At 60.4% G+C, this 18645-nt stretch carries 16 protein-coding genes; 8 read left to right on the top strand and 8 right to left on the bottom strand.

What is annotated here, in order from left to right; translation table 11 throughout:
- Positions 1 to 4: 4 nt before the first annotated feature.
- The 5 genes from V5E99_RS00130 to V5E99_RS00150 all read right to left on the bottom strand — a co-directional run bounded on the left by V5E99_RS00130 (position 5) and on the right by V5E99_RS00150 (position 7180).
- Positions 5 to 1252 carry an ABC transporter permease gene (locus V5E99_RS00130; RefSeq protein ID WP_499799983.1) on the bottom strand — a complete coding sequence of 416 codons (1248 nt, stop codon included), beginning with the start codon at positions 1250 to 1252 and terminating at the stop codon, positions 5 to 7.
- A 251-nt stretch (positions 1253 to 1503) separates the two neighbouring features.
- Positions 1504 to 2547, bottom strand: coding sequence for an ABC transporter substrate-binding protein (locus V5E99_RS00135; protein WP_499799985.1), 1044 nt, complete (start codon positions 2545 to 2547; stop codon positions 1504 to 1506).
- Positions 2548 to 2595: 48 nt separating this feature from the next.
- Complete coding sequence (locus tag V5E99_RS00140; RefSeq protein WP_499799987.1) at positions 2596 to 3720, bottom strand: ABC transporter ATP-binding protein; 1125 nt, start codon at positions 3718 to 3720, stop codon at positions 2596 to 2598.
- Positions 3721 to 4064: 344 nt separating this feature from the next.
- The gene (locus tag V5E99_RS00145) at positions 4065 to 4694 is read right to left on the bottom strand and encodes a response regulator (protein WP_003210977.1); all 630 of its coding nucleotides are present in this window, start codon (positions 4692 to 4694) and stop codon (positions 4065 to 4067) included.
- Positions 4695 to 4786: 92 nt separating this feature from the next.
- Positions 4787 to 7180: a PAS domain-containing sensor histidine kinase gene (locus tag V5E99_RS00150; RefSeq protein ID WP_499799989.1), complete on the bottom strand. Its 2394-nt coding sequence runs from the start codon at positions 7178 to 7180 to the stop codon at positions 4787 to 4789.
- 73 nt (positions 7181 to 7253) lie between these two features.
- Between V5E99_RS00150 and V5E99_RS00155 the strand changes: the two genes are divergently transcribed.
- Positions 7254 to 8246, top strand: coding sequence for an alpha/beta hydrolase family protein (locus V5E99_RS00155; RefSeq protein ID WP_499799991.1), 993 nt, complete (start codon positions 7254 to 7256; stop codon positions 8244 to 8246).
- A gap of 115 nt (positions 8247 to 8361) precedes the next feature.
- Here the strand turns inward: V5E99_RS00155 and V5E99_RS00160 are convergent, their stop codons facing one another.
- From V5E99_RS00160 to V5E99_RS00170, 3 genes are read right to left on the bottom strand one after another with little or no spacing between them, the layout of a single operon-like run.
- Positions 8362 to 9129 (bottom strand): TerB family tellurite resistance protein, encoded by a 768-nt coding sequence (locus V5E99_RS00160; RefSeq protein WP_499799993.1) that lies wholly within the window; start codon positions 9127 to 9129, stop codon positions 8362 to 8364.
- 1 nt (position 9130) lies between these two features.
- Positions 9131 to 9802 (bottom strand): N-acetylmuramate alpha-1-phosphate uridylyltransferase MurU, encoded by a 672-nt coding sequence (gene murU, locus V5E99_RS00165; protein WP_499799994.1) that lies wholly within the window; start codon positions 9800 to 9802, stop codon positions 9131 to 9133.
- The gene (locus V5E99_RS00170) at positions 9799 to 10818 is read right to left on the bottom strand and encodes an aminoglycoside phosphotransferase family protein (protein WP_499799996.1); all 1020 of its coding nucleotides are present in this window, start codon (positions 10816 to 10818) and stop codon (positions 9799 to 9801) included. Before V5E99_RS00170 ends, murU begins: the two co-directional genes overlap by 4 nt.
- A 130-nt stretch (positions 10819 to 10948) precedes the next feature.
- Here V5E99_RS00170 and V5E99_RS00175 point away from each other — a divergent pair, with 130 nt between their 5' ends.
- The 7 genes from V5E99_RS00175 to glpE all read left to right on the top strand — a co-directional run bounded on the left by V5E99_RS00175 (position 10949) and on the right by glpE (position 18600).
- Positions 10949 to 13756 carry an LPS-assembly protein LptD gene (locus tag V5E99_RS00175; protein WP_499799998.1) on the top strand — a complete coding sequence of 936 codons (2808 nt, stop codon included), beginning with the start codon at positions 10949 to 10951 and terminating at the stop codon, positions 13754 to 13756.
- Complete coding sequence (gene surA, locus V5E99_RS00180) at positions 13737 to 15053, top strand: peptidylprolyl isomerase SurA (protein ID WP_499799999.1); 1317 nt, start codon at positions 13737 to 13739, stop codon at positions 15051 to 15053. Before V5E99_RS00175 ends, surA begins: the two co-directional genes overlap by 20 nt.
- On the top strand, positions 15050 to 16039 hold the full coding sequence (pdxA, locus tag V5E99_RS00185) for a 4-hydroxythreonine-4-phosphate dehydrogenase PdxA (RefSeq protein ID WP_499800001.1): 990 nt from the start codon (positions 15050 to 15052) through the stop codon (positions 16037 to 16039). The genes surA and pdxA overlap by 4 nt, the downstream gene beginning before the upstream one ends.
- Entirely contained in the window at positions 16036 to 16854 is an 819-nt protein-coding gene (rsmA, locus tag V5E99_RS00190) for a 16S rRNA (adenine(1518)-N(6)/adenine(1519)-N(6))-dimethyltransferase RsmA (RefSeq protein ID WP_499800002.1), read from the top strand. Before pdxA ends, rsmA begins: the two co-directional genes overlap by 4 nt.
- A gap of 121 nt (positions 16855 to 16975) precedes the next feature.
- On the top strand, positions 16976 to 17356 hold the full coding sequence (apaG, locus tag V5E99_RS00195; RefSeq protein WP_499800003.1) for a Co2+/Mg2+ efflux facilitator ApaG/CorD: 381 nt from the start codon (positions 16976 to 16978) through the stop codon (positions 17354 to 17356).
- Positions 17356 to 18237: a symmetrical bis(5'-nucleosyl)-tetraphosphatase gene (locus tag V5E99_RS00200; protein ID WP_499800005.1), complete on the top strand. Its 882-nt coding sequence runs from the start codon at positions 17356 to 17358 to the stop codon at positions 18235 to 18237. The genes apaG and V5E99_RS00200 overlap by 1 nt, the downstream gene beginning before the upstream one ends.
- A 33-nt stretch (positions 18238 to 18270) precedes the next feature.
- A complete protein-coding gene (gene glpE, locus V5E99_RS00205; RefSeq protein ID WP_499800007.1) occupies positions 18271 to 18600 on the top strand; it encodes a thiosulfate sulfurtransferase GlpE in 330 nt (109 codons plus the stop codon).
- Positions 18601 to 18645: the final 45 nt, after the last annotated feature.

Here is an 18645-nt window from a genome sequence, read left to right on the forward strand (position 1 = left end):
CCCCTTAGCTCAGGCGCAGGCGACTGGCGCCCACCAGCCAGCTGTAAATCAGATAAAGCACCACGGTCGCCAACAGCAGCAGCCCACCGAGTGCGGTCGCCATGCCCCAGTTGATGCTGGTGTTGGTGTAGAAGGCGACGAAGTAACTGACCATCTGATCGTTCGGGCTGCCCAGCAACGCCGGGGTGATGTAGTAGCCGATGGCGAGAATGAACACCAACAGGCAACCGGCGCCGACACCGGCATAGGTCTGCGGGAAGTACACCCGCCAGAAACTCGCGAACGGGTGGCAACCGAGGGAAATCGCGGCGCGCATGTAGGTCGGCGAAATGCCTTTCATCACGCTGTAGATCGGCAGAATCATGAACGGCAGCAGGATGTGCACCATCGAGATGTAGACCCCGGTGCGGTTGAATACCAGCTCCAGCGGCTTATCGATGATGCCCATGGCCATCAGGCCGCTGTTGATCAACCCGCCCGATTGCAGCAACACAATCCACGCGGCGACGCGCACCAGGATCGACGTCCAGAACGGCAGCAGCACCAGAATCATCAGCAGGTTGCTTTGACGGGACGGCAGGTTCGCCAACAGGTAAGCCAACGGGTACGCCAGCAACAGGCAGACCACGGTGATGACCAGGCCCATCCAGAAGGTGCGGGCGAAGATGTCGAGGTAAATCGCCTGATCGGGGGTCGCCGGGGCCACTTCGCCGAGGTCGTCGATGCGGTGATCGACCGCCGCCAGCAAGTAGTAAGGCGTGATGCTGCTGGTGTTGCGGCGCACCGCTTGCCAATAGGCCGGATCACCCCAGCGTTCGTCGAGGCCTTCCAGCGCTTCTTTATAAGAGGCCGGTTCGGTGGCGAACGGCAAGGCGCGGGCGGTTTTGGTCAGCAGGCTGCGGTAGCCGGCCAACTCCATGTTCAAGCGCTTGGACAGGTCGCCCAAGGTTTGATTCTTGCGGGCTTCCGCGAGGTCTTCGCTGGCGGCCTTGTAAACCGGTTCAGCGGGCAGGCCACGGCCGTCCCAACTGGCGATAGCCGTCACGGTGCGCGGCATGCCGCCGACCACTTCCGGGTTACCGACGCTTTTGTAGAGCAGCGCCACGATCGGCACCAGGAACACCAGCAACAGAAACAGCACCAGCGGCGCAATCAAGGCCTGGGCCTTCCAGCGATTGATCCGCTCGGCGTGCTTGAGCCGTTGCTTCAAGGTGGGGTCAGTGCCCGCGTTCAGGGGAACGGCGATAGCCATGGCGTACTCCGGAAATCTTTGGATGGGCGGCATCACTTAACGGTGATGCCGCGTTACATCAATGCTCTTGGATCAAACACGGACGCTGTAGGAGCTGGCGCAGCCTGCGATCTTTTGGCGGCCTTGAGGCCGCCGAAGATCGAGATCAAAAGATCCCGGCCTTCGCCAGCGCCTACAGCTAGCCTGCGATCTTTTTACGGTCCTGAGACCGCTGAAGATCAAGATCAAAAGATCGCAGCCTTCGGCAGCTCCTACTTGGCAGCCCAGGAATTGAAGCGCTGTTCCAGTTGCTCGCCGTTGTCAGCCCAGAAGCTGACGTCGATCTGCACCTGGTTGGCGATGTTTTCCGGGGTGGTCGGCATGTCTTTCAACACGTCCTTGGCCAGCAACGGTACGGCTTGGGTGTTGGCCGGGCCGTAAGCGATGTTTTCCGAGTAGATCTGCTGCTGCTGCGGCATGACCGAGTACGCGATGAATTTCTTCGCCGCTTCGGCACGGGTTTTATCCAGGCCTTTTGGAATTGCCCACGCGTCGAAGTCGTAGATCCCGCCGTTCCACACCACTTTCAGGTTGCTTTCTTTCTGTACCGCAGCGATCCGGCCGTTGTAGGCCGAGCTCATGACCACGTCACCGGAAGCGAGGTATTGCGGCGGTTGCGCGCCGGCTTCCCACCACTGGATGTTCGGCTTGAGCTCATCGAGTTTCTTGAATGCGCGGTCCTGACCATCCTTGCCGGCCAGTACTTTGTAGACGTCTTTCGGCGCAACGCCGTCGGCCATCAAAGCGAATTCCAGGGTGTACTTGGCGCCTTTACGCAGGCCACGCTTGCCAGGGAATTTCTTGGTGTCCCAGAAATCCACCCAACTGGTTGGCGCGGAGGCCAGTTTGTCGGCGTTGTAGGCCAACACGGTCGACCAGACGAAGAAGCCCACGCCGCACGGCTGGATCGCGCCTTTGACGTAGTCTTCGGTCTTGCCGAACAACTTCGGATCGAGCTGCTCGAACATGTCTTCGTCGCAACCACGGGACAGTTCTGGCGATTCAACTTCTACCAGGTCCCAGGACACGCTCTTGGTATCGACCATGGCTTTGACTTTGGCCATTTCGCCGTTGTACTCGCCGGCTACGATCTTGCCGTTGCCTGCCGCTTCCCACGGTGCGTAGAAGGCTTTGACTTGCGCTGCCTTGTTCGCCCCGCCAAAGGACACCACGGTCAGGTCCGGGCCCGCCGCCATCGCGTGTGCCGCACCGATCATGCCCATGACCAAAGCGGTTAATTTCAGGGATCTCAACATTTATTGTTCTCTCCACGTGCAGGGTTGGTGTTGGTGTAGCCGGGGCGATCAGTTCGCCTCTAGAAGGGGATCGAGCGCGCGAACGTGCTCGACCTGCCAGCCAAGCGGAACCACGTCGCCGACCGCGAGCGCAGGATCGAGCTCGGCAATCGGTTGTTTCACAAAGAAGTCGGTCTTACCGCAGACTTCCAGGCGAACCCGGACGTGGTCGCCCAGATAGATGAATTCCGCCACCCTCCCTGAGAAGCGGTTGACGCAGGACTCGCTCGAACCATTGAGGCTCACGCGTTCCGGACGAATCGACAGCGTGACGGGTTCGCCGGTCTTGCCGACGTTGACCGCCAGGGCTTCAACCTTTTCCCCGCGTCCGAGTTCAACAATGCAGCGGTCGCCGGTCTGGCTGTGCAAACGGCCGTTGAGGCGGTTGTTCTCGCCGATGAAGTTGGCGACGAAGGTGTTCTTCGGTTCTTCGTAGAGGGTGCGCGGCGGGGCGATCTGCTGGATTTCGCCTTGGTGGAACACCGCCACACGGTCGGACATGGTCAGGGCTTCGCCCTGGTCGTGGGTCACGTAGACCACGGTCACGCCGAGGCGCTGGTGCAGGTGTTTGATTTCCATCTGCATGTGTTCACGCAGTTGCTTATCCAATGCGCCGAGGGGTTCGTCCATCAGCACCAGTTGCGGTTCGAACACCAGGGCACGGGCCAGGGCCACACGCTGTTGCTGACCACCGGACAGTTGCGCCGGGTAGCGCTGGGCGAAGGCGTCGAGCTGGACCATGCTCAGGACTTTCTTGACCCGGTCACTGACGTCGCTCTTGTTCAAGCCACGCACCGTCAGCGGGAACGCGAGGTTCTCGGACACGGTCATGTGCGGGAACAGTGCGTAGTTCTGGAACACCATGCCGATGTCACGCTTGTGCGGCGGCACGTTGTTGATGGAGCGCCCGGCCAGCAGGATTTCGCCGGCGGTCGGGGTTTCGAAACCGGCGAGCATCATCAGACTGGTGGTCTTGCCGGAGCCGGACGGCCCGAGCAAGGTGAGGAATTCGCCTTTGCGAATGTCCAGGTTGAGGTCTTTGACGATCAGGTTCTCGCCGTCGTAGCTCTTTTGCACTCCACGAAAGCTGACCAGAATGTCATTGGCCCCTGCACTTGAATCGACCTGGCTCATACCCACACCTTTGTTGTTGATGACTGCTTGTGGGACTAAGCCTAGTGGACGCTGGAGACCACGCAAATCGGGACGCAGGAGAGAATCGCCTCAGCCGGATGGAAGATTGGGTGTAGGGATTGCCCTACAAGCATGGCGCGCTTGGGTAAGCGCAGCGGCAAGCGACAAGCGACAAGCCGCAAGAACAGGCAAAAGCGGATTGGCGGGGTGTCGCAAATGGATATGACAACACAATCCCCGTAGGAGCTGCCGAAGGCTGCGATCTTTTGATCTTGATCTTCAGCGATCCTGAGGGCGCCAAAAGATCGCAGCCTTCGTCAGCTCCTACGGGGACCGCGCCCGCTTTAGAGGAGTTTATGTTCCATCGCGTACTTCACCAGTTCCGCCAGGGAAGTGATGTTGAGTTTCTGCATCAGCCGCGCTTTGTGGGTGCTGATGGTTTTGCTGCTCAGGGCCAGTTGCTGGGCGATGTCGTTGACGTTCGCGCCCTGGGCCAGCCGCTCGAACACCGAAAACTCGCGCTCCGACAATAAGGAGTGCAGCGGGCGCGAATCGGTCAGGCCGACTTCGAAGACCATGCGGTCGGCCAGGTCTGGGTCGATGTACCGCCCACCCGCCGCGACTTTGCGAATCGCCGTCAGCAACAAGGCCGGATCGCTGTCCTTGGTCGCGTACCCGGCGGCGCCCACCTTCAAGGCACGGGCAGCCATTTGTGCTTCATCGTGCATCGACAGCACCAGGATCGCCGGTGGATTGTTCAGCGCACGAATGCGTGGGATCGCCTCCAGGCCATTGACCCCAGGCATGGAGATATCCAGCAACACCACTTCGCAGGGCACGTGCCGCAGGGTTTCGAGCAACTGCTCGCCATTACTCGCCTCCCCCACCACCAGCAAGTCCTTGGCCAGGCCGATCAATTGCTTGATGCCTTCACGGACGATGGTGTGGTCTTCGGCTACCAGTACACGGATCACTTGCCTCTCCTCATTAAATGCGTTGATGCCGAAAAGATCGCAGCCTACGCCGAACGCATATCCCTGTAGGAGCTGCCGCAGGCTGCGATCTTTTAACGATCCAAAGGCACACGCACACTCAGGGTCGTACCTTCACCCGGCTCACTCTCAAGCGACAACTGCCCGCCCATGATCAACACCCGTTCACGCATACCGACAACGCCAAAGGATGTCGGCCGGCCGGTGGCGGGAATAAATCCTACGCCATCATCGCTGACGGTCAGACACAACTCGTCGCCTTCCAGCGCCAGTGTCAGTTCGACAGTATGCGCCTGGGCATGGCGCATGACATTGGTCAGCGCTTCCTGAAGGATTCGGAACAAGCCAATCGCCTTGGCGTCGCTAAGCACCGGCAGGTTCTCCGGCACCTGCACCAGGCACGGGATCTGGGTGCGCGCCTCGAAACGCCGGGCCTGCCACTCGATGGCCGAGGCGATCCCCGCATCGAGAATCGGCGGCCGCAACGCCGTGGCCACATCACGCACCAGTTGGAATAGCTGGGCGATCAGCCGCTTCATGCTGTTCAAGCGTTCGTTCAGCCCCGGGTCGAGTTGCGCGTAGGCCAATTCGCACATGGAGGTTTCCAGCTTCAACACGGTCAACATCTGACCCAGTTCATCGTGAACTTCCCGGGCGATGCGGGCCTTTTCCTCTTCTCGCACGCTCTCCAGGTGCGCCGACAACTCCCGCAGTTGCCCACGGGAACTGTCCAGTTCCAGTTCGATGCGCTTGCTCTCGCTAATGTCCCAGACGATCCCGTCCCAGACATACGCACCGTCCTCCAGTTGTCGGGTGATGGCTTTGATTTCAGCCCAGCGCTGCTCGCCCGAACGGGTCAAAATCCGCCCCTGCCACGACCAGTCGCTATCAGTGTCCAGCGCATGGTCCTGAGTCTGGTGGTAACTGGCCTTGTCGTCCGGGTGCACCAGGCTGCGCAGGCCTTTATCGCGGTGGGCCAGGGTCGCCGGCGAGTAACCAACCAGGCTCTCGCTGCCCTCACTGATGTAGGCAAAGTCGATCTGCCCTGTCACCGGCGCCCGCTCCAGGCGAAAGACCAATCCGGGAACGTTGGCGGCAATCCCTTGCAACCGCGCTTCGCTTTCCTGCAACGCGGCCAGGGCCCGACGGCGCTCGGTGACGTCATTGAGGTAGACCACCAGGTACTCGCCGTCGCGAAAACGCAGGAAGCTCAACGAAACATCCGCCGGCAAAATGCTGCCGTCGGCCCGCACGCAATTGGTTTCGAAACTTTGCGGCCCCTCTTCGCTGGCACGGGCGCGTTTCCATAGGTTCAGCCAGCGGTCCATGTGCAGACCGGGTTCGAAGTCGATCAACGGACGATCGATGATCCCCCCCGCCGGGTAGCCGAGCATGGTTTCAGCGGCGCGGTTGGCGTAGCGCACGTGGCTGTCCCAGTTGACCCAGAGGATGCCGACCGTGCTTTGATCGATGGAAAACTGGGTCAGGCGCAGGGCTTCTTCACTGGCTTCGCGCAGGGCGATGTCTTCTCGCGCTTCCAACAGCCGCTGTTCCAGACTGTGTTGCTGGCGCCGCTGCCAGAACACAATGGCCATGCTGCTTAGCACCAACACCAGCAATAGCAGGCAAAGGTTTTGCCAGAACCCCGGGGATTCGGACAGCCGTGGGTATTTGGGTTGCAGCCATTGGTTGTGCAGTTGTTCCAGGTCCTTGGCCGGGATCGCCCGCAGCGCACTTTCGACGATACCGGCCAGCTCCGGCCAGTCCCGGCGCGTGGCCACCCGCAGCAGTTGCGGCAGGCCAATGTCGCCCACGACCACCAGCCCGGCGAATTCAGGTTCGGCGGACAAACGCCCCAGTTGCGCCTCATCCACCACGGCGTAACCGGCCTGCTGACTCAACAGCAACTGCAACGCCTGGCGCTCGATGGGCACGCCTTGCAGGTTCAGGTGCGGATAATTGCTGCGCAGGTAATCGGCGGTGGCGCTGGGCATGCGCACGGCGACGCGGGTCTGGCTGTCGAGTTTTTCCAGCTCCACGACACCGGTGCCTTTCTGGTCGCTGACCACCAGTTGCGGCACGCGCATATACGGGTCGGAAAACTGCCAGAGTCGCAGCCCGTTAGGGGTTTGGGTCAGGCCCGGAGCGATATCGACTTCACCCTCGCGCACCGCCGCTTCCAGTTGTTCGACATCAGGGAAGTTGCGCCAACTGAGCTCGACCTTAAGGGCCTTGGCCAGCCACTTCATCAGATCGACGTTCACCCCGGACAAGCGCTGCAAGCGTCGATCGTATTGCGCATACGGCGCCTGCAACACCAGCCCGACTCGCAATTCATCATGCTGCGCCAGCCACTGTTGCTGGGCCGTGGACAATTGAGCACCGTGGGCCGGGGGCGTGGGCGCCGCCCAACTGATCAAGGGAAACCACAAACAGCCGATAACCCACAAGCAGCGAAAACGCATCATTGAAGCCCCACACACTGACAAATACTGATCAACCCATTAGGCTGCCGGAATAACTTCTGGCCTGGAATATCCGATGCCCCCTGTCTACCGCCTGGCACTGCCAGCATTGTGCCTGTCGCTGATCCTGCCTTGCGCCTTTTCTGTCGAGGCCGCCGACCCGACGCCCGCCAGCGCGGAAAAATCCACCGAAGCCAAACCGGCCGAACGCCAGCCGTTGCTTGAGCGTAGTCAGGAAGAAGCCGCCGCCCTTGAGCGAACCGTCCCGGCCCAGGAACAGCAACAGCTTCAGGCCGGTGCCGAGACCTTTCTCGCACTGTGGAAACCGGCCAACACCGCCGACCCCAAGGGTGCGGTAATTATCATCCCCGGCGCCGGCGAGAGCGTTGACTGGCCGCAAGCGATCAGCCCTTTGCGCAATAAATTGCCCGACGCCGAGTGGAGCAGCCTGAGTATCACCTTGCCGGACCTGCAAAGCGATGCCATTGCGCCACGTATTGCCCAGGCCGCGCCCGCGCCGAAAGCCGCCGACACCGGCAGCAAGGACTCGACCACCGCCCCGCCCATCGAGCAGGCGGCCGGTGGTGAAGCAGATGTAGCGGACAAAGCCATCGCCGAAACCACCGAAGAACAGAGCAAGGCTGACGCCGAGCGCATCTTCGCCCGCATCGACGCCGCGATCGCTTTTGCCGAACAGCAAAGCGCTCGGCGCATTGTGGTGTTGGGGCATGGCACCGGGGCTTACTGGGCCGCGCGCTACTTGAGCGAGAGGCAGCCGTCGCAAGTGGAGAAGTTTGTGATGATCGCCGCGCAAACGCCCGTTGCGGGCAAACCTGCATTGGCCGAACTGACCCCGACCTTGAAGCTGCCGACCGCCGACCTCTTCTATATGGATAAGCCGCTGGATCGCAATGCGGCGCTGGAACGTTTGCAGGCGAGTAAACGCTTGAAGACGTCGGCGTTTAGCCAGGTGTCGCTGAAGGCGTTGCCGGGGAATGCCAAGGCTGAGCAAGAGCAATTGTTTCGCCGGGTGCGTGGGTGGTTGAATCCGCAGCCTGTGGCGGACTGATCGATCGAGTCGCCCCTTTCGCGGGCAAGCCTCGCTCCTACAGGATTGGTGGTGACCTTGTAGGAGCGAGGCTTGCCCGCGAAGGCGGCCTCACTGACAACACAAATACTGGCTGCTACCGAAAATCCCGCCGCGCCTTGATCAACGTATAGGCGTTATGCAATTCCCGGGTCTTGTCCGTCGCCTCGCGCACCTGCATGGCCGTCGCGCCCGTGCCGGCAATCTTGTCCGGGTGATGACGGCTGAGCAAACGCCGATACGCCCGTTTGATCTGCGCCGGCTCAGCGGTGGCCGACACACCCAATAGCCGCAAGGCTTCCTGATACGTCACCGCGCTGCTGACCTGCGGGCGTTTCTGCGGTTCATAGTCGTGGGCCAACGCCAGCACTTGTTGGGGCGTCCAGCCCAACCATTTGCCCCACTGAGTCAGCAGATCACGCTCACTGTTGCCCGCGCGCCCATCGGCCCAGACCATCCGCCAGCAGGCGCGCAAAACGCCTTCAGCGGCATGAGGCTGAGCACTCAAGCGCCGCAGATACCCACGCAACCGGTCATGCCCGGACTTGCCGCGATTGAACGCCGCAATCGCCCGACGTTGCGCCGCCTCGGTCATTTCCAGTGAGCGCATCTCCTGCCGCGCCTGTTGGATATGACCATCCACGATTCGCCCGTCGCTCTTGGCCAGCCGGCCCAGCAACACAAACAACAGCTCATCGTTGCGCAACATCGGCCGGCCGCCGAGTTTTTCCCGCAAATGCCCCCAGCTCTGCAAGTGCAGGCGTCGGTCCAGCGCCTGTCCCAACAACGCGCCGAGCATGGCCCCCGGAATGCTGGCTATGGCAAAGCCTGCTCCGGCTCCGATCAGAGTCCCTGGCCACAACATGTCAGCGACTCGCTTCTATCAGGGTTTCGGCTTCGGCCAGGCGTTCGTACGTGCCGACGTCCACCCAATGCCCGTCCAGGCGTTCACCCGACACTTGCCCTTCGGCCATGGCCTTGCGAAACAGCGGCGCAAGCTTGAACGCCCCGTCCGAACAGTCCTTGAACAAGTCCGGGTGCAGCACGGCGATGCCGCTGTAGGTCAGGGTTTGAACATCCGGCTGACCGTCGCGCACCTGGCCATCGACCAGGATGAAGTCCCCGGCCGGGTGATGGGCCGGGTTGTCTACCAGGACCAAGTGAGCCAGCCCGGCGATGGGTTGGCGCAGGGCGTTGAAGTCGTAATCGGTCCAGATATCACCGTTGACTACCACGAACGCTTCGTCACCCAACAGCGGCAACGCACGGAAAATCCCGCCGCCGGTTTCCAGCGGTTCACCCTCCGGCGAGTATTGAATGCTGACGCCATAGCGCGAACCATCGCCCAGATAATCTTCGATCTGCTGACCGAGCCAGGCGTGGTTGATCACGATGTCGCCAAACCCGGCAGCGGCCAGGGCACGCAGGTGATACTCGATCAACGGCACACCGCCGGCACGCACCAGCGGTTTTGGCGTGGTCAGGGTCAGCGGGCGCATGCGTTCGCCTTTGCCCGCCGCCAGAATCATTGCCTTCATGCAGGGGCTCCAGCGCGCAGACTCAGCAACAACACATCCAGCTCAGCCAGTTCAGGACGACGGGCAATCACCGCTTCTATATAAGCGAAGAAGCGCGGCACGTCGGCGAGGTAGCGTGGCTTGCCGTCGCGGTGGCAGATGCGGGCGAAGATGCCGATCACTTTCAGGTGGCGCTGCACGCCCATCAAGTCGCTGGCGCGGTGGAATTCTTCGAAGTCAGGTTGCACCGGAATGCCCAGCGCGCCGGCCTGTTGCCAGTAATCTTGCAGCCAGGCGTGCACGCGCTCTTCCGGCCAACTGAGGAATGCGTCCTTGAACAGGCAGGTCACGTCATAGGTGACCGGGCCATAGACTGCGTCCTGGAAATCCAGCACGCCGGGGTTCGGTTCACTGAGCATCAGGTTGCGCGGCATGTAGTCGCGGTGCACCAACACCTTGGGCTGGTTCAGGGCGCTGTCGATCAACAGATCGCTGACCTGCTGCCAGAGCATTTGCTGAGCGGCATCAAATTCGATGCCCAGCTCTTTTTTCACGTACCACTCAGGGAACAGTTCCAGCTCGCGACGCAGCAAGGCGACGTCGTAACTTGGCAGCGGCGCCACCATCGGCAATTGTTGAAAAGCCAACAACGCCTGTAGGGCATCCTTGAACAAATCGTCGGCATTTTCGCTGTCGATCACGTCCAGATAGGTCTTATTGCCCAGGTCATTGAGCAAAAGAAAACCGCGTTCGAGGTCTTCGGCATAAATTTTCGGCACATTTATTCCGGATTTCGCCAGCAAAAAAGCGATATCCACGAATGGTTTGCAGTTTTCCTGGGGCGGCGGAGCGTCCATAACGACAAAACTCCGGCCCTCGCCTTCCCAACGGAAATAACGCCGGAAACTCGCGTCGCTACTGGCCGCGGTCAACGTGGCCGGGGGTACGGCGCCCCAGCCTTGTTCGGCAAAGAGGGTCGCCAATTGTTCATCGAGCCAAACTTTCAGGTGTTGCAAGCGTACATCTTGATCAGGCATTGCAAGGGTCTCCGACGGCGCTAGCCGTCAAGCGGGTCATGCTTTATTATCCAGCATCTTTTTCAGACCATCGAGAGGCGTGCGGCCCACACCGCGGGCAGATGGCACGCAGGAAGCCCGGACTAATAAGATGGCATTGAAATCCCCCGCGTTTCGTAAAAAATTTCCGTTGTTGGTTACCGGCAGTCTGCTGGCCCTGCAACCCCTAGCCACTTCCTACGTGGTCGCCGCGGAACAGTATGACTGCTCAGTCTCTGCTTCGGGTGCCTGGGACTGTGCGCCCAAGTCGCCGGCAGCCGCATTGCCGCCGCGGCCCGTCCATGACGGCAGCGCAGTCTCCGCAACTGGCGAAGCTCCGGCTGGCAACAGTTCCGGCAGCTCCGAGCAGGACACCGGTGCCAAAACGGCACTTGTGACCGAAGCCAAGGGCCGTGGTCTGAAGTCCCGTAGCGCAGACTACAGTCACCTCGACTGGGTTCCGCGTGAGAAGCTCACCGCTGCGCAGTTGGCCGAAACCGGTCCTTACTGCTCTGGTTCCTATATCGAACCAATTCGTCCTGGCATGAATGACAAGACGAATAAAAGCGACGCACCGACCTTTATCGGCGCCAAGGCTTCGCGCTACAACACTGACGATCAGGTCGGCACGCTGGCCGGTGACGTCGTGTTGCGTCAGGGCAGCATGCAGGTCGAGTCCGACGAGGCCAGCCTGTATCAGGCCGAGAGCCGCGCCGAACTCAATGGCGACGTGCGTATTCGTGACAACGGCGCGCTGATCGTGGGCGACCACGCCGACGTGCAGCTCGACACCGGTGAAGCCAAGGTCGATAACGCCGAATACGTGATGCACAAATCCCGTATCCGCGGTAACGCGCTGTACGCCAAACGTGCCGAGAACGCGATCATCCGCCTCAAGGATGGTACGTACACCACGTGCGAACCGAACAGCAACGCCTGGCAGCTCAAGGGCAACAACATCACCTTGAACCCGGCCACCGGTTTCGGTACCGCGACCAACGTGACACTGCGGGTCAAGGACATTCCAGTCCTGTACACGCCGTACATCTACTTCCCGATCGACGACCGTCGCCAATCCGGTTTCCTGCCGCCGACCATCGGCACCGGCAGCGATACCGGCTTCATGCTGGTCACGCCGTACTACTTCAACCTGGCACCGAACTACGATGCCACGTTGTATCCGCGTTACATGAGCAAGCGCGGCATGTTGGTGGAAGGCGAGTTCCGTTACCTGACCAAGTCCAGTGAAGGTCAGTTCGGCGCCGCGTACCTCAACGACGACGATACCGATCGCAGCAAGCAGACCGATTACGAAAAAACCCGCTACATGTACAACTGGCAGCACAAGGGTGGCCTCGATTCGCGCGTGTTCACGCAGGTCGATTACACCAAGATCAGCGATCCTTATTACTTCCAGGATCTGCAGACTGACCAGATTGGCGTGAAAAGCCAGGATTACGTGAATCAGCAAGGTTCTGTGACTTATCGTGGCGACAGTTATACCGCCCGCTTAAATGTCCAGGCCTATCAGTTGGCGACCGTTTCGGACATCACTCCATATGACCGCCTGCCGCAAATCACCTTCAATGGTCAGTTGCCGACACACCCAAACGGCCTGAATTTCGATTACGAAACTGAAGTTGTGCGGTTCGAGCGAGATCTGCTTAAAGGCAACTTCACCAACGAGGACGGTACAACTGCTGCACGTCTCGACACAAATGTGTTTGGTTTAGCCCGCGCCAACGGTAATCGCCTGAACCTTAAGCCAGGTGTCAGCCTCCCGTTGGACTGGACCTATGGTTTCCTGAAACCATCGCTCAAGTATCAGTACACACAATATGATCTGGATCTGGACAACCAAGGCAAAAGTGACATCGCCTTGCAAAGTGCAGAGCAAGACCGTGTGAACGGTACCTTCAGTCGCAATCAGAATCGTGGCGTGCCAATCGCCAGCATCGACAGCGGACTGTATTTCGATCGGAACACCACATGGTTTGGCAAAAACTATCGCCAGACCCTTGAACCACGCCTTTTCTACCTCTACGTTCCTGAGACAGATCAGCAAGACATCCCGGTATTCGACTCGGGCGAGTACACCTTCAACTACGCATCGCTGTTCCGCGACAACCGCTTCTCCGGCTCCGACCGTGTCGGCGACGAGAACAAACTGTCCTTGGGCATCACCAACCGCTGGATCGAAGACAACGGTTTCGAACGTCAGCGCATCAGTGTTGGCCAAGCCTTGTACTTCAAGGATCGTGAAGTTCAGCTGCCAGGTATCGACGCGAAAACACGCCAGGATGCACATTCCAATGTTTCGCCTTATGCCCTGGAATACGAATACCGCTGGAACCGCGATTGGCGCACCACGGCCGACTACAACTGGGACCCGGACAGCCGCAGCCCACGCTCGGGTAGCGCGATGTTCCACTACCAGCCTGAAGACAACCCGAACAAGATCATCAACGCCGGCTATCGCTATCGCAATGATCAGGTCCGTTACGACCAGACCACCGGTAAATGGACCGTGGGCGGTGGTGACTATGGCACCCCGGGCACGCCTGGCTACGTGAAGGATTACTACAAAATCCAGCAGCACGACTTCTCGGTGATGTGGCCGATCGTGCCGCAATGGAACGCCATCAGCCGCTGGCAGTATGACTACAACCGCAACCGTACCCTGGAAGCCTTCGGTGGTTTCGAGTACGACAACTGCTGCTGGAAACTGCGCCTGATCAACCGTTACTGGGTTTCCTACGACGAGTTCAGTCAAGAAGCCCCGCAAAACGAAAAAGGCGACCATGGCGTCTTCCTCCAAATTGTTCTGAAGGGACTCGGCGGCCTGACTGGCGCCAAGGTAGAGAGCTTCCTCGACAAAGGCATTCAAGGTTATCGTGAACGTGAAGACCAAGCTTTCTGATTGTCTGCGCCCGCTGATGCTGGGCGCGCTGTTCCTGGGTACTGCGGCTAACGCCGCAGTGCAGTCCATCGACAAAGTGGTGGCCATCGTCGATAACGACGTGGTCATGCAGAGCCAACTGGACCAACGGGTCCACGAAGTTCAGCAAACCATCGCCAAACGCGGCTCTGCCGTACCGCCGGCCAGCGTGCTGGACCAGCAGGTACTGGAGCGCCTGATCGTCGAAAACCTGCAACTGCAGATCGGCGACCGTTCGGGCATCCGCATTACCGATGAAGAACTGAACCAGGCGGTTGGCACCATTGCCCAGCGCAATAACATGTCGATCGATCAATTCCGCGCCGCCCTGGCTCACGACGGTCTGTCTTACGACGACGCCCGTGACCAGATTCGCCGTGAAATGATCATCAGCCGTGTGCGCCAGCGTCGTGTGGCCGAGCGCATTCAGGTGTCCGAGCAGGAAGTGAAGAACTTCCTCGCGTCCGACCTGGGCAAAATGCAATTGTCCGAAGAATTCCGCCTGGCCAACATCCTGATTCCTACGCCGGAAAGCGCCAACTCCGACGCGATTCAGAGTGCAGCCAAACAGGCAGACGCGGTTTACCAGCAACTCAAGCAAGGCGCTGACTTCGGTCAGTTGGCAATCGCCAAATCCGCCAGCGAAACCGCACTGGAAGGCGGCGACATGGGCTGGCGTAAAGCCGCTCAACTGCCACCTCCGTTCGATCGCATGCTGGGCACCATGACTATCGGCGATATCACTCAGCCAATGCGCACCCCGGGCGGCTTCATTATCTTGAAGATCCTCGACAAGCGTGGCGGCGAGACCCAGATGCGTGACGAAGTGCATGTGCGTCACATCCTGGTCAAACCGAGCCCGATTCGCGACGAAGAAAAAACCAAGGCCCTGGCTCAATCGCTCTACACCCGTATCGAAGCGGGCGAAGACTTTAGCGAGCTGGCGAAAAGCTACTCGGAAGACCCGGGTTCCGCCCTCAACGGCGGCGACATGAACTGGATCGACCCGAATGCCGTAGTGCCTGAATTCCGCGAAGTGATGGCCAAGACCCCACAAGGTCAGCTGTCCAAGCCGTTCAAGACCCAATATGGCTGGCACGTCCTGGAAGTCCTTGGCCGTCGGGCCACCGACAGCACCACCCAGGCCCGTGAGCAACAAGCCATGACCGTACTGCGTAACCGCAAATACGACGAAGAGCTGCAAACCTGGCTGCGTCAGATCCGTGACGAAGCGTACGTAGAGATCAAACTCCCTGGTGCAGACCAGGCAGCGCAGTGAAACCCAAGCGTTTCGCGCTGACACCCGGCGAACCGGCGGGCATAGGTCCAGACCTGTGCCTGCTGCTCGCCTCGCACGCCCAGCCACACCCCCTGATTGCCATTACCAGCCGCGACCTGCTCCTTGAGCGGGCCGCGCAACTGGGCGTGGTCGTCGACTTGCTGCCGGTCACCCCGGACAACTGGCCGGACGTTCCTGCGCCGGCCAACAGCTTGTACGTCTGGGATACACCGCTCAACGCCAAGGTCAGCGCCGGGCAACTGGACAAGGCCAATGCGGCTTTTGTCCTGGAAACCCTGACGCGCGCGGGCCAAGGCTGCATGGACGGGCATTTCGCCGGGATGATCACCGCGCCGGTCCACAAGGGCGTGATCAATGAATCCGGGATCGCCTTTTCCGGGCACACGGAATTTCTCGCCGACCTGACCCACACCGCACAAGTGGTGATGATGCTCGCTACACGCGGTTTGCGTGTGGCGCTGGTCACCACTCACCTGCCGCTGCGCGAGATTGCCGATGCAATCACCCCGGAGCGCCTGGAGCGGGTCACGCGGATTCTGTACGCCGACCTGCAAGAAAAATTCGGCATCGCCCAGCCACGCATCCTGGTTTGTGGGCTCAACCCCCACGCCGGTGAAGGCGGACACCTGGGCCATGAAGAAATCGACATCATCGAACCCACCTTAGAGCGCCTGCGTGGCGAGGGCATGGACCTTCGCGGTCCCCTGCCCGCCGACACTCTGTTTACCCCCAAATATCTGGAGCACTGCGACGCGGTGCTGGCGATGTACCACGACCAGGGCCTGCCGGTGCTGAAGTACAAAGGCTTCGGCGCGGCAGTCAACGTGACCCTCGGCTTGCCGATCATCCGCACATCGGTGGACCACGGCACAGCCCTGGACCTGGCCGGCAGCGGCAACATCGACACCGGCAGCCTGCAAGTCGCCCTGGAAACCGCCTACCAGATGGCCGAGACCCGTTTATGACCGAGCATTACCAACACAAGGCGCGCAAACGCTTTGGCCAGAACTTCCTGCACGATGCCGGCGTTATCGACCGCATCCTGCGCGCCATCCGCGCCAAACCTGAAGATCGCCTGCTGGAAATCGGCCCGGGCCAGGGTGCTCTGACCCAAGGCTTGCTCAACAGCGGCGCGCAACTGGACGTAGTAGAGCTGGACAAGGACCTGATCCCGATCCTCAACCAGCAGTTTGGCGGCATGAGCAACTTCAACCTGCACCAGGGCGACGCGCTGAAGTTCGACTTCAACAGCCTGAACGCCGCGCCGAACAGCCTGCGTGTGGTCGGTAACCTGCCGTACAACATCTCTACGCCACTGATTTTCCACCTGCTGAACAACGCCAGCATCATTCGCGACATGCACTTCATGCTGCAAAAGGAAGTGGTCGAACGTCTGGCGGCGGGGCCTGGGGGCGGTGATTGGGGCCGTCTGTCGATCATGGTTCAGTACCACTGCCGGGTCGAGCACCTGTTCAACGTTGGCCCGGGTGCGTTCAACCCGCCGCCGAAAGTCGATTCGGCCATCGTGCGCCTGGTGCCCCACGACGTACTGCCGCACCCGGCCAAGGATCACAAGCTGCTGGAACGCGTTGTGCGCGAAGCCTTCAACCAGCGCCGAAAAACCCTGCGCAACACCCTCAAATTGCTGCTGAGCAACGACGAGATCGAAGCCGCCGGCGTCGATGGCAGCCTGCGTCCGGAGCAACTCGACCTGGCCGCTTTCGTGCGCCTGGCCGACAAGCTCAGCGAACAGGTCCTGCAAGCACCCGCCGCCGACTGACCGGCGATTAGCGTTATCGGGTAGGACGCCAGACGCGATGTCTGGTTTACTACCCGGTACTTGGCCTAGACTGATTCCCATCAGCTACGCCCCGCGTCCCGCTTCGTTTAAGGCCTCTTGCATGTCCGATCCCCGTTATCAGGTCGACGTCAGCGTCGTCACTCGCTATCTGGCAGAACAATCGCAACCCGAGCAAAACCGCTTTGCCTTCGCTTACACCATCACCGTGCACAACCATGGCGAGCTACCGGCCAAACTGTTGTCGCGGCACTGGGTGATCACCGACGGTGACGGGCATGTGGAAGAGGTTCGCGGGGCCGGCGTGGTGGGTTTGCAGCCGCTGATCCCGTCCGGTGAAAACCACACCTACAGCAGCGGCACGGTGATGACCACTCGGGTCGGCACCATGCAAGGCACTTATCAGATGATCGCCGACGACGGTAAGCACTTCGACGCCGTGATCGCGCCATTCCGCCTGGCGGTGCCCGGAGCCCTGCACTGATGGCGACGTATGCCGTCGGCGACCTGCAAGGCTGCCTCGAACCGCTGCAATGCCTGCTCAAACAAGTGGCCTTCGACCCTGCCCGGGACAAACTGTGGCTGGTGGGCGACCTGGTCAACCGTGGCCCGCAGTCGCTGGACACCTTGCGCTTCCTCTATAGCATCCGCGAATCCCTGGTGTGCGTACTCGGCAACCATGATCTTCATTTATTGGCGGCCGGCAGCAACATCGAACGCCTGAAGAAAGCTGACACCCTGCGTGAGATTCTTGAGGCGCCGGATTGCGGCGAACTGCTGGAGTGGTTGCGTCAGCAAAAGCTCATGCACTACGACGAACAGCGCGACATCGCCCTGGTCCATGCCGGTATCCCGCCTCAGTGGTCCCTGCGTAAAGCCTTGAAGTGCGCCGGTGAAGTCGAAGCCGCGTTGCGCGACGACAACCTTTTCGCACCGTACCTGGATGGCATGTACGGCAACGAGCCGACCAAATGGAACAGTGACCTTACTGGCGTCGAACGCTTGCGGGTAATCACCAACTATTTCACTCGCATGCGTTTCTGCACCAGCGACGGCAAGCTCGACCTCAAGGGCAAGGAAGGCGTCGACACCGCGCCACCGGGCTACAAGCCCTGGTTCAAGTACAAGGAGCGCAAGACCAAAGGCCTGAAGATCATCTTCGGTCACTGGGCAGCCCTTGAAGGCAAGTGCGACGAGCCAGGCATCTTTGCCCTCGACACCGGTTGCGTCTGGGGCGGCGCCATGACCCTGATGAACGTCGACACCCTTGAACGCCTGAGCTGCAAATGCGACGAGTCGGGCCACAGCAAACCGCCAGTCGCCTCCCCTATTCCCGAACAAACGTCAGCCAGCGCCCAGCGCTAGACTGCGCTTTCAGCCGAGCCACAGGAGCCCGCCATGAGCGAATTCAAACGTATCCCCCCAGAACAGGCCCAGGCCCTGCGCGAACAAGGCGCAGTGGTGGTCGATGTCCGCGATCCGCAAACCTACGCCGCGCTGCACATCGCCGGCTCCCGGCACCTGGACAACGTGTCCATCGCGGATTTCATCCGTGCTGCCGACCTCGACGCACCGACCGTGGTGGTCTGCTATCACGGCAATTCCAGCCAGAGCGCAGCGGCCTACCTGATCAGCCAGGGCTTCTCCGACGTCTACAGCATGGATGGCGGTTTTGAGCTGTGGCGCACGACTTATCCAGCGGAAACCGCTCAAGGCACCTCAGAATAATTTTTTTGTAACGCGCAAGCCCCGGCTCGCGCGGTGGCAGACGAA

The organism is Janthinobacterium sp. LPB2021202312-11-4 (assembly GCF_037049705.1).
GTDB lineage: Bacteria > Pseudomonadota > Gammaproteobacteria > Pseudomonadales > Pseudomonadaceae > Aquipseudomonas.

Bases quoted from the DNA above. Each gene is read 5' to 3' on its own strand.
- V5E99_RS00155 (WP_499799991.1), top strand. From the start codon at position 7,254: ATGCCCCCTGTCTACCGCCTGGCACTGCCAGCATTGTGCCTGTCGCTG.
- murU (WP_499799994.1), bottom strand. From the start codon at position 9,802: ATGAAGGCAATGATTCTGGCGGCGGGCAAAGGCGAACGCATGCGCCCG.
- V5E99_RS00150 (WP_499799989.1), bottom strand. From the start codon at position 7,180: ATGATGCGTTTTCGCTGCTTGTGGGTTATCGGCTGTTTGTGGTTTCCC.
- V5E99_RS00130 (WP_499799983.1), bottom strand. From the start codon at position 1,252: ATGGCTATCGCCGTTCCCCTGAACGCGGGCACTGACCCCACCTTGAAG.
- V5E99_RS00175 (WP_499799998.1), top strand. From the start codon at position 10,949: ATGGCATTGAAATCCCCCGCGTTTCGTAAAAAATTTCCGTTGTTGGTT.
- V5E99_RS00160 (WP_499799993.1), bottom strand. From the start codon at position 9,129: ATGTTGTGGCCAGGGACTCTGATCGGAGCCGGAGCAGGCTTTGCCATA.
- V5E99_RS00135 (WP_499799985.1), bottom strand. From the start codon at position 2,547: ATGTTGAGATCCCTGAAATTAACCGCTTTGGTCATGGGCATGATCGGT.
- V5E99_RS00140 (WP_499799987.1), bottom strand. From the start codon at position 3,720: ATGAGCCAGGTCGATTCAAGTGCAGGGGCCAATGACATTCTGGTCAGC.
- V5E99_RS00170 (WP_499799996.1), bottom strand. From the start codon at position 10,818: ATGCCTGATCAAGATGTACGCTTGCAACACCTGAAAGTTTGGCTCGAT.
- glpE (WP_499800007.1), top strand. From the start codon at position 18,271: ATGAGCGAATTCAAACGTATCCCCCCAGAACAGGCCCAGGCCCTGCGC.
- rsmA (WP_499800002.1), top strand. From the start codon at position 16,036: ATGACCGAGCATTACCAACACAAGGCGCGCAAACGCTTTGGCCAGAAC.
- apaG (WP_499800003.1), top strand. From the start codon at position 16,976: ATGTCCGATCCCCGTTATCAGGTCGACGTCAGCGTCGTCACTCGCTAT.
- V5E99_RS00200 (WP_499800005.1), top strand. From the start codon at position 17,356: ATGGCGACGTATGCCGTCGGCGACCTGCAAGGCTGCCTCGAACCGCTG.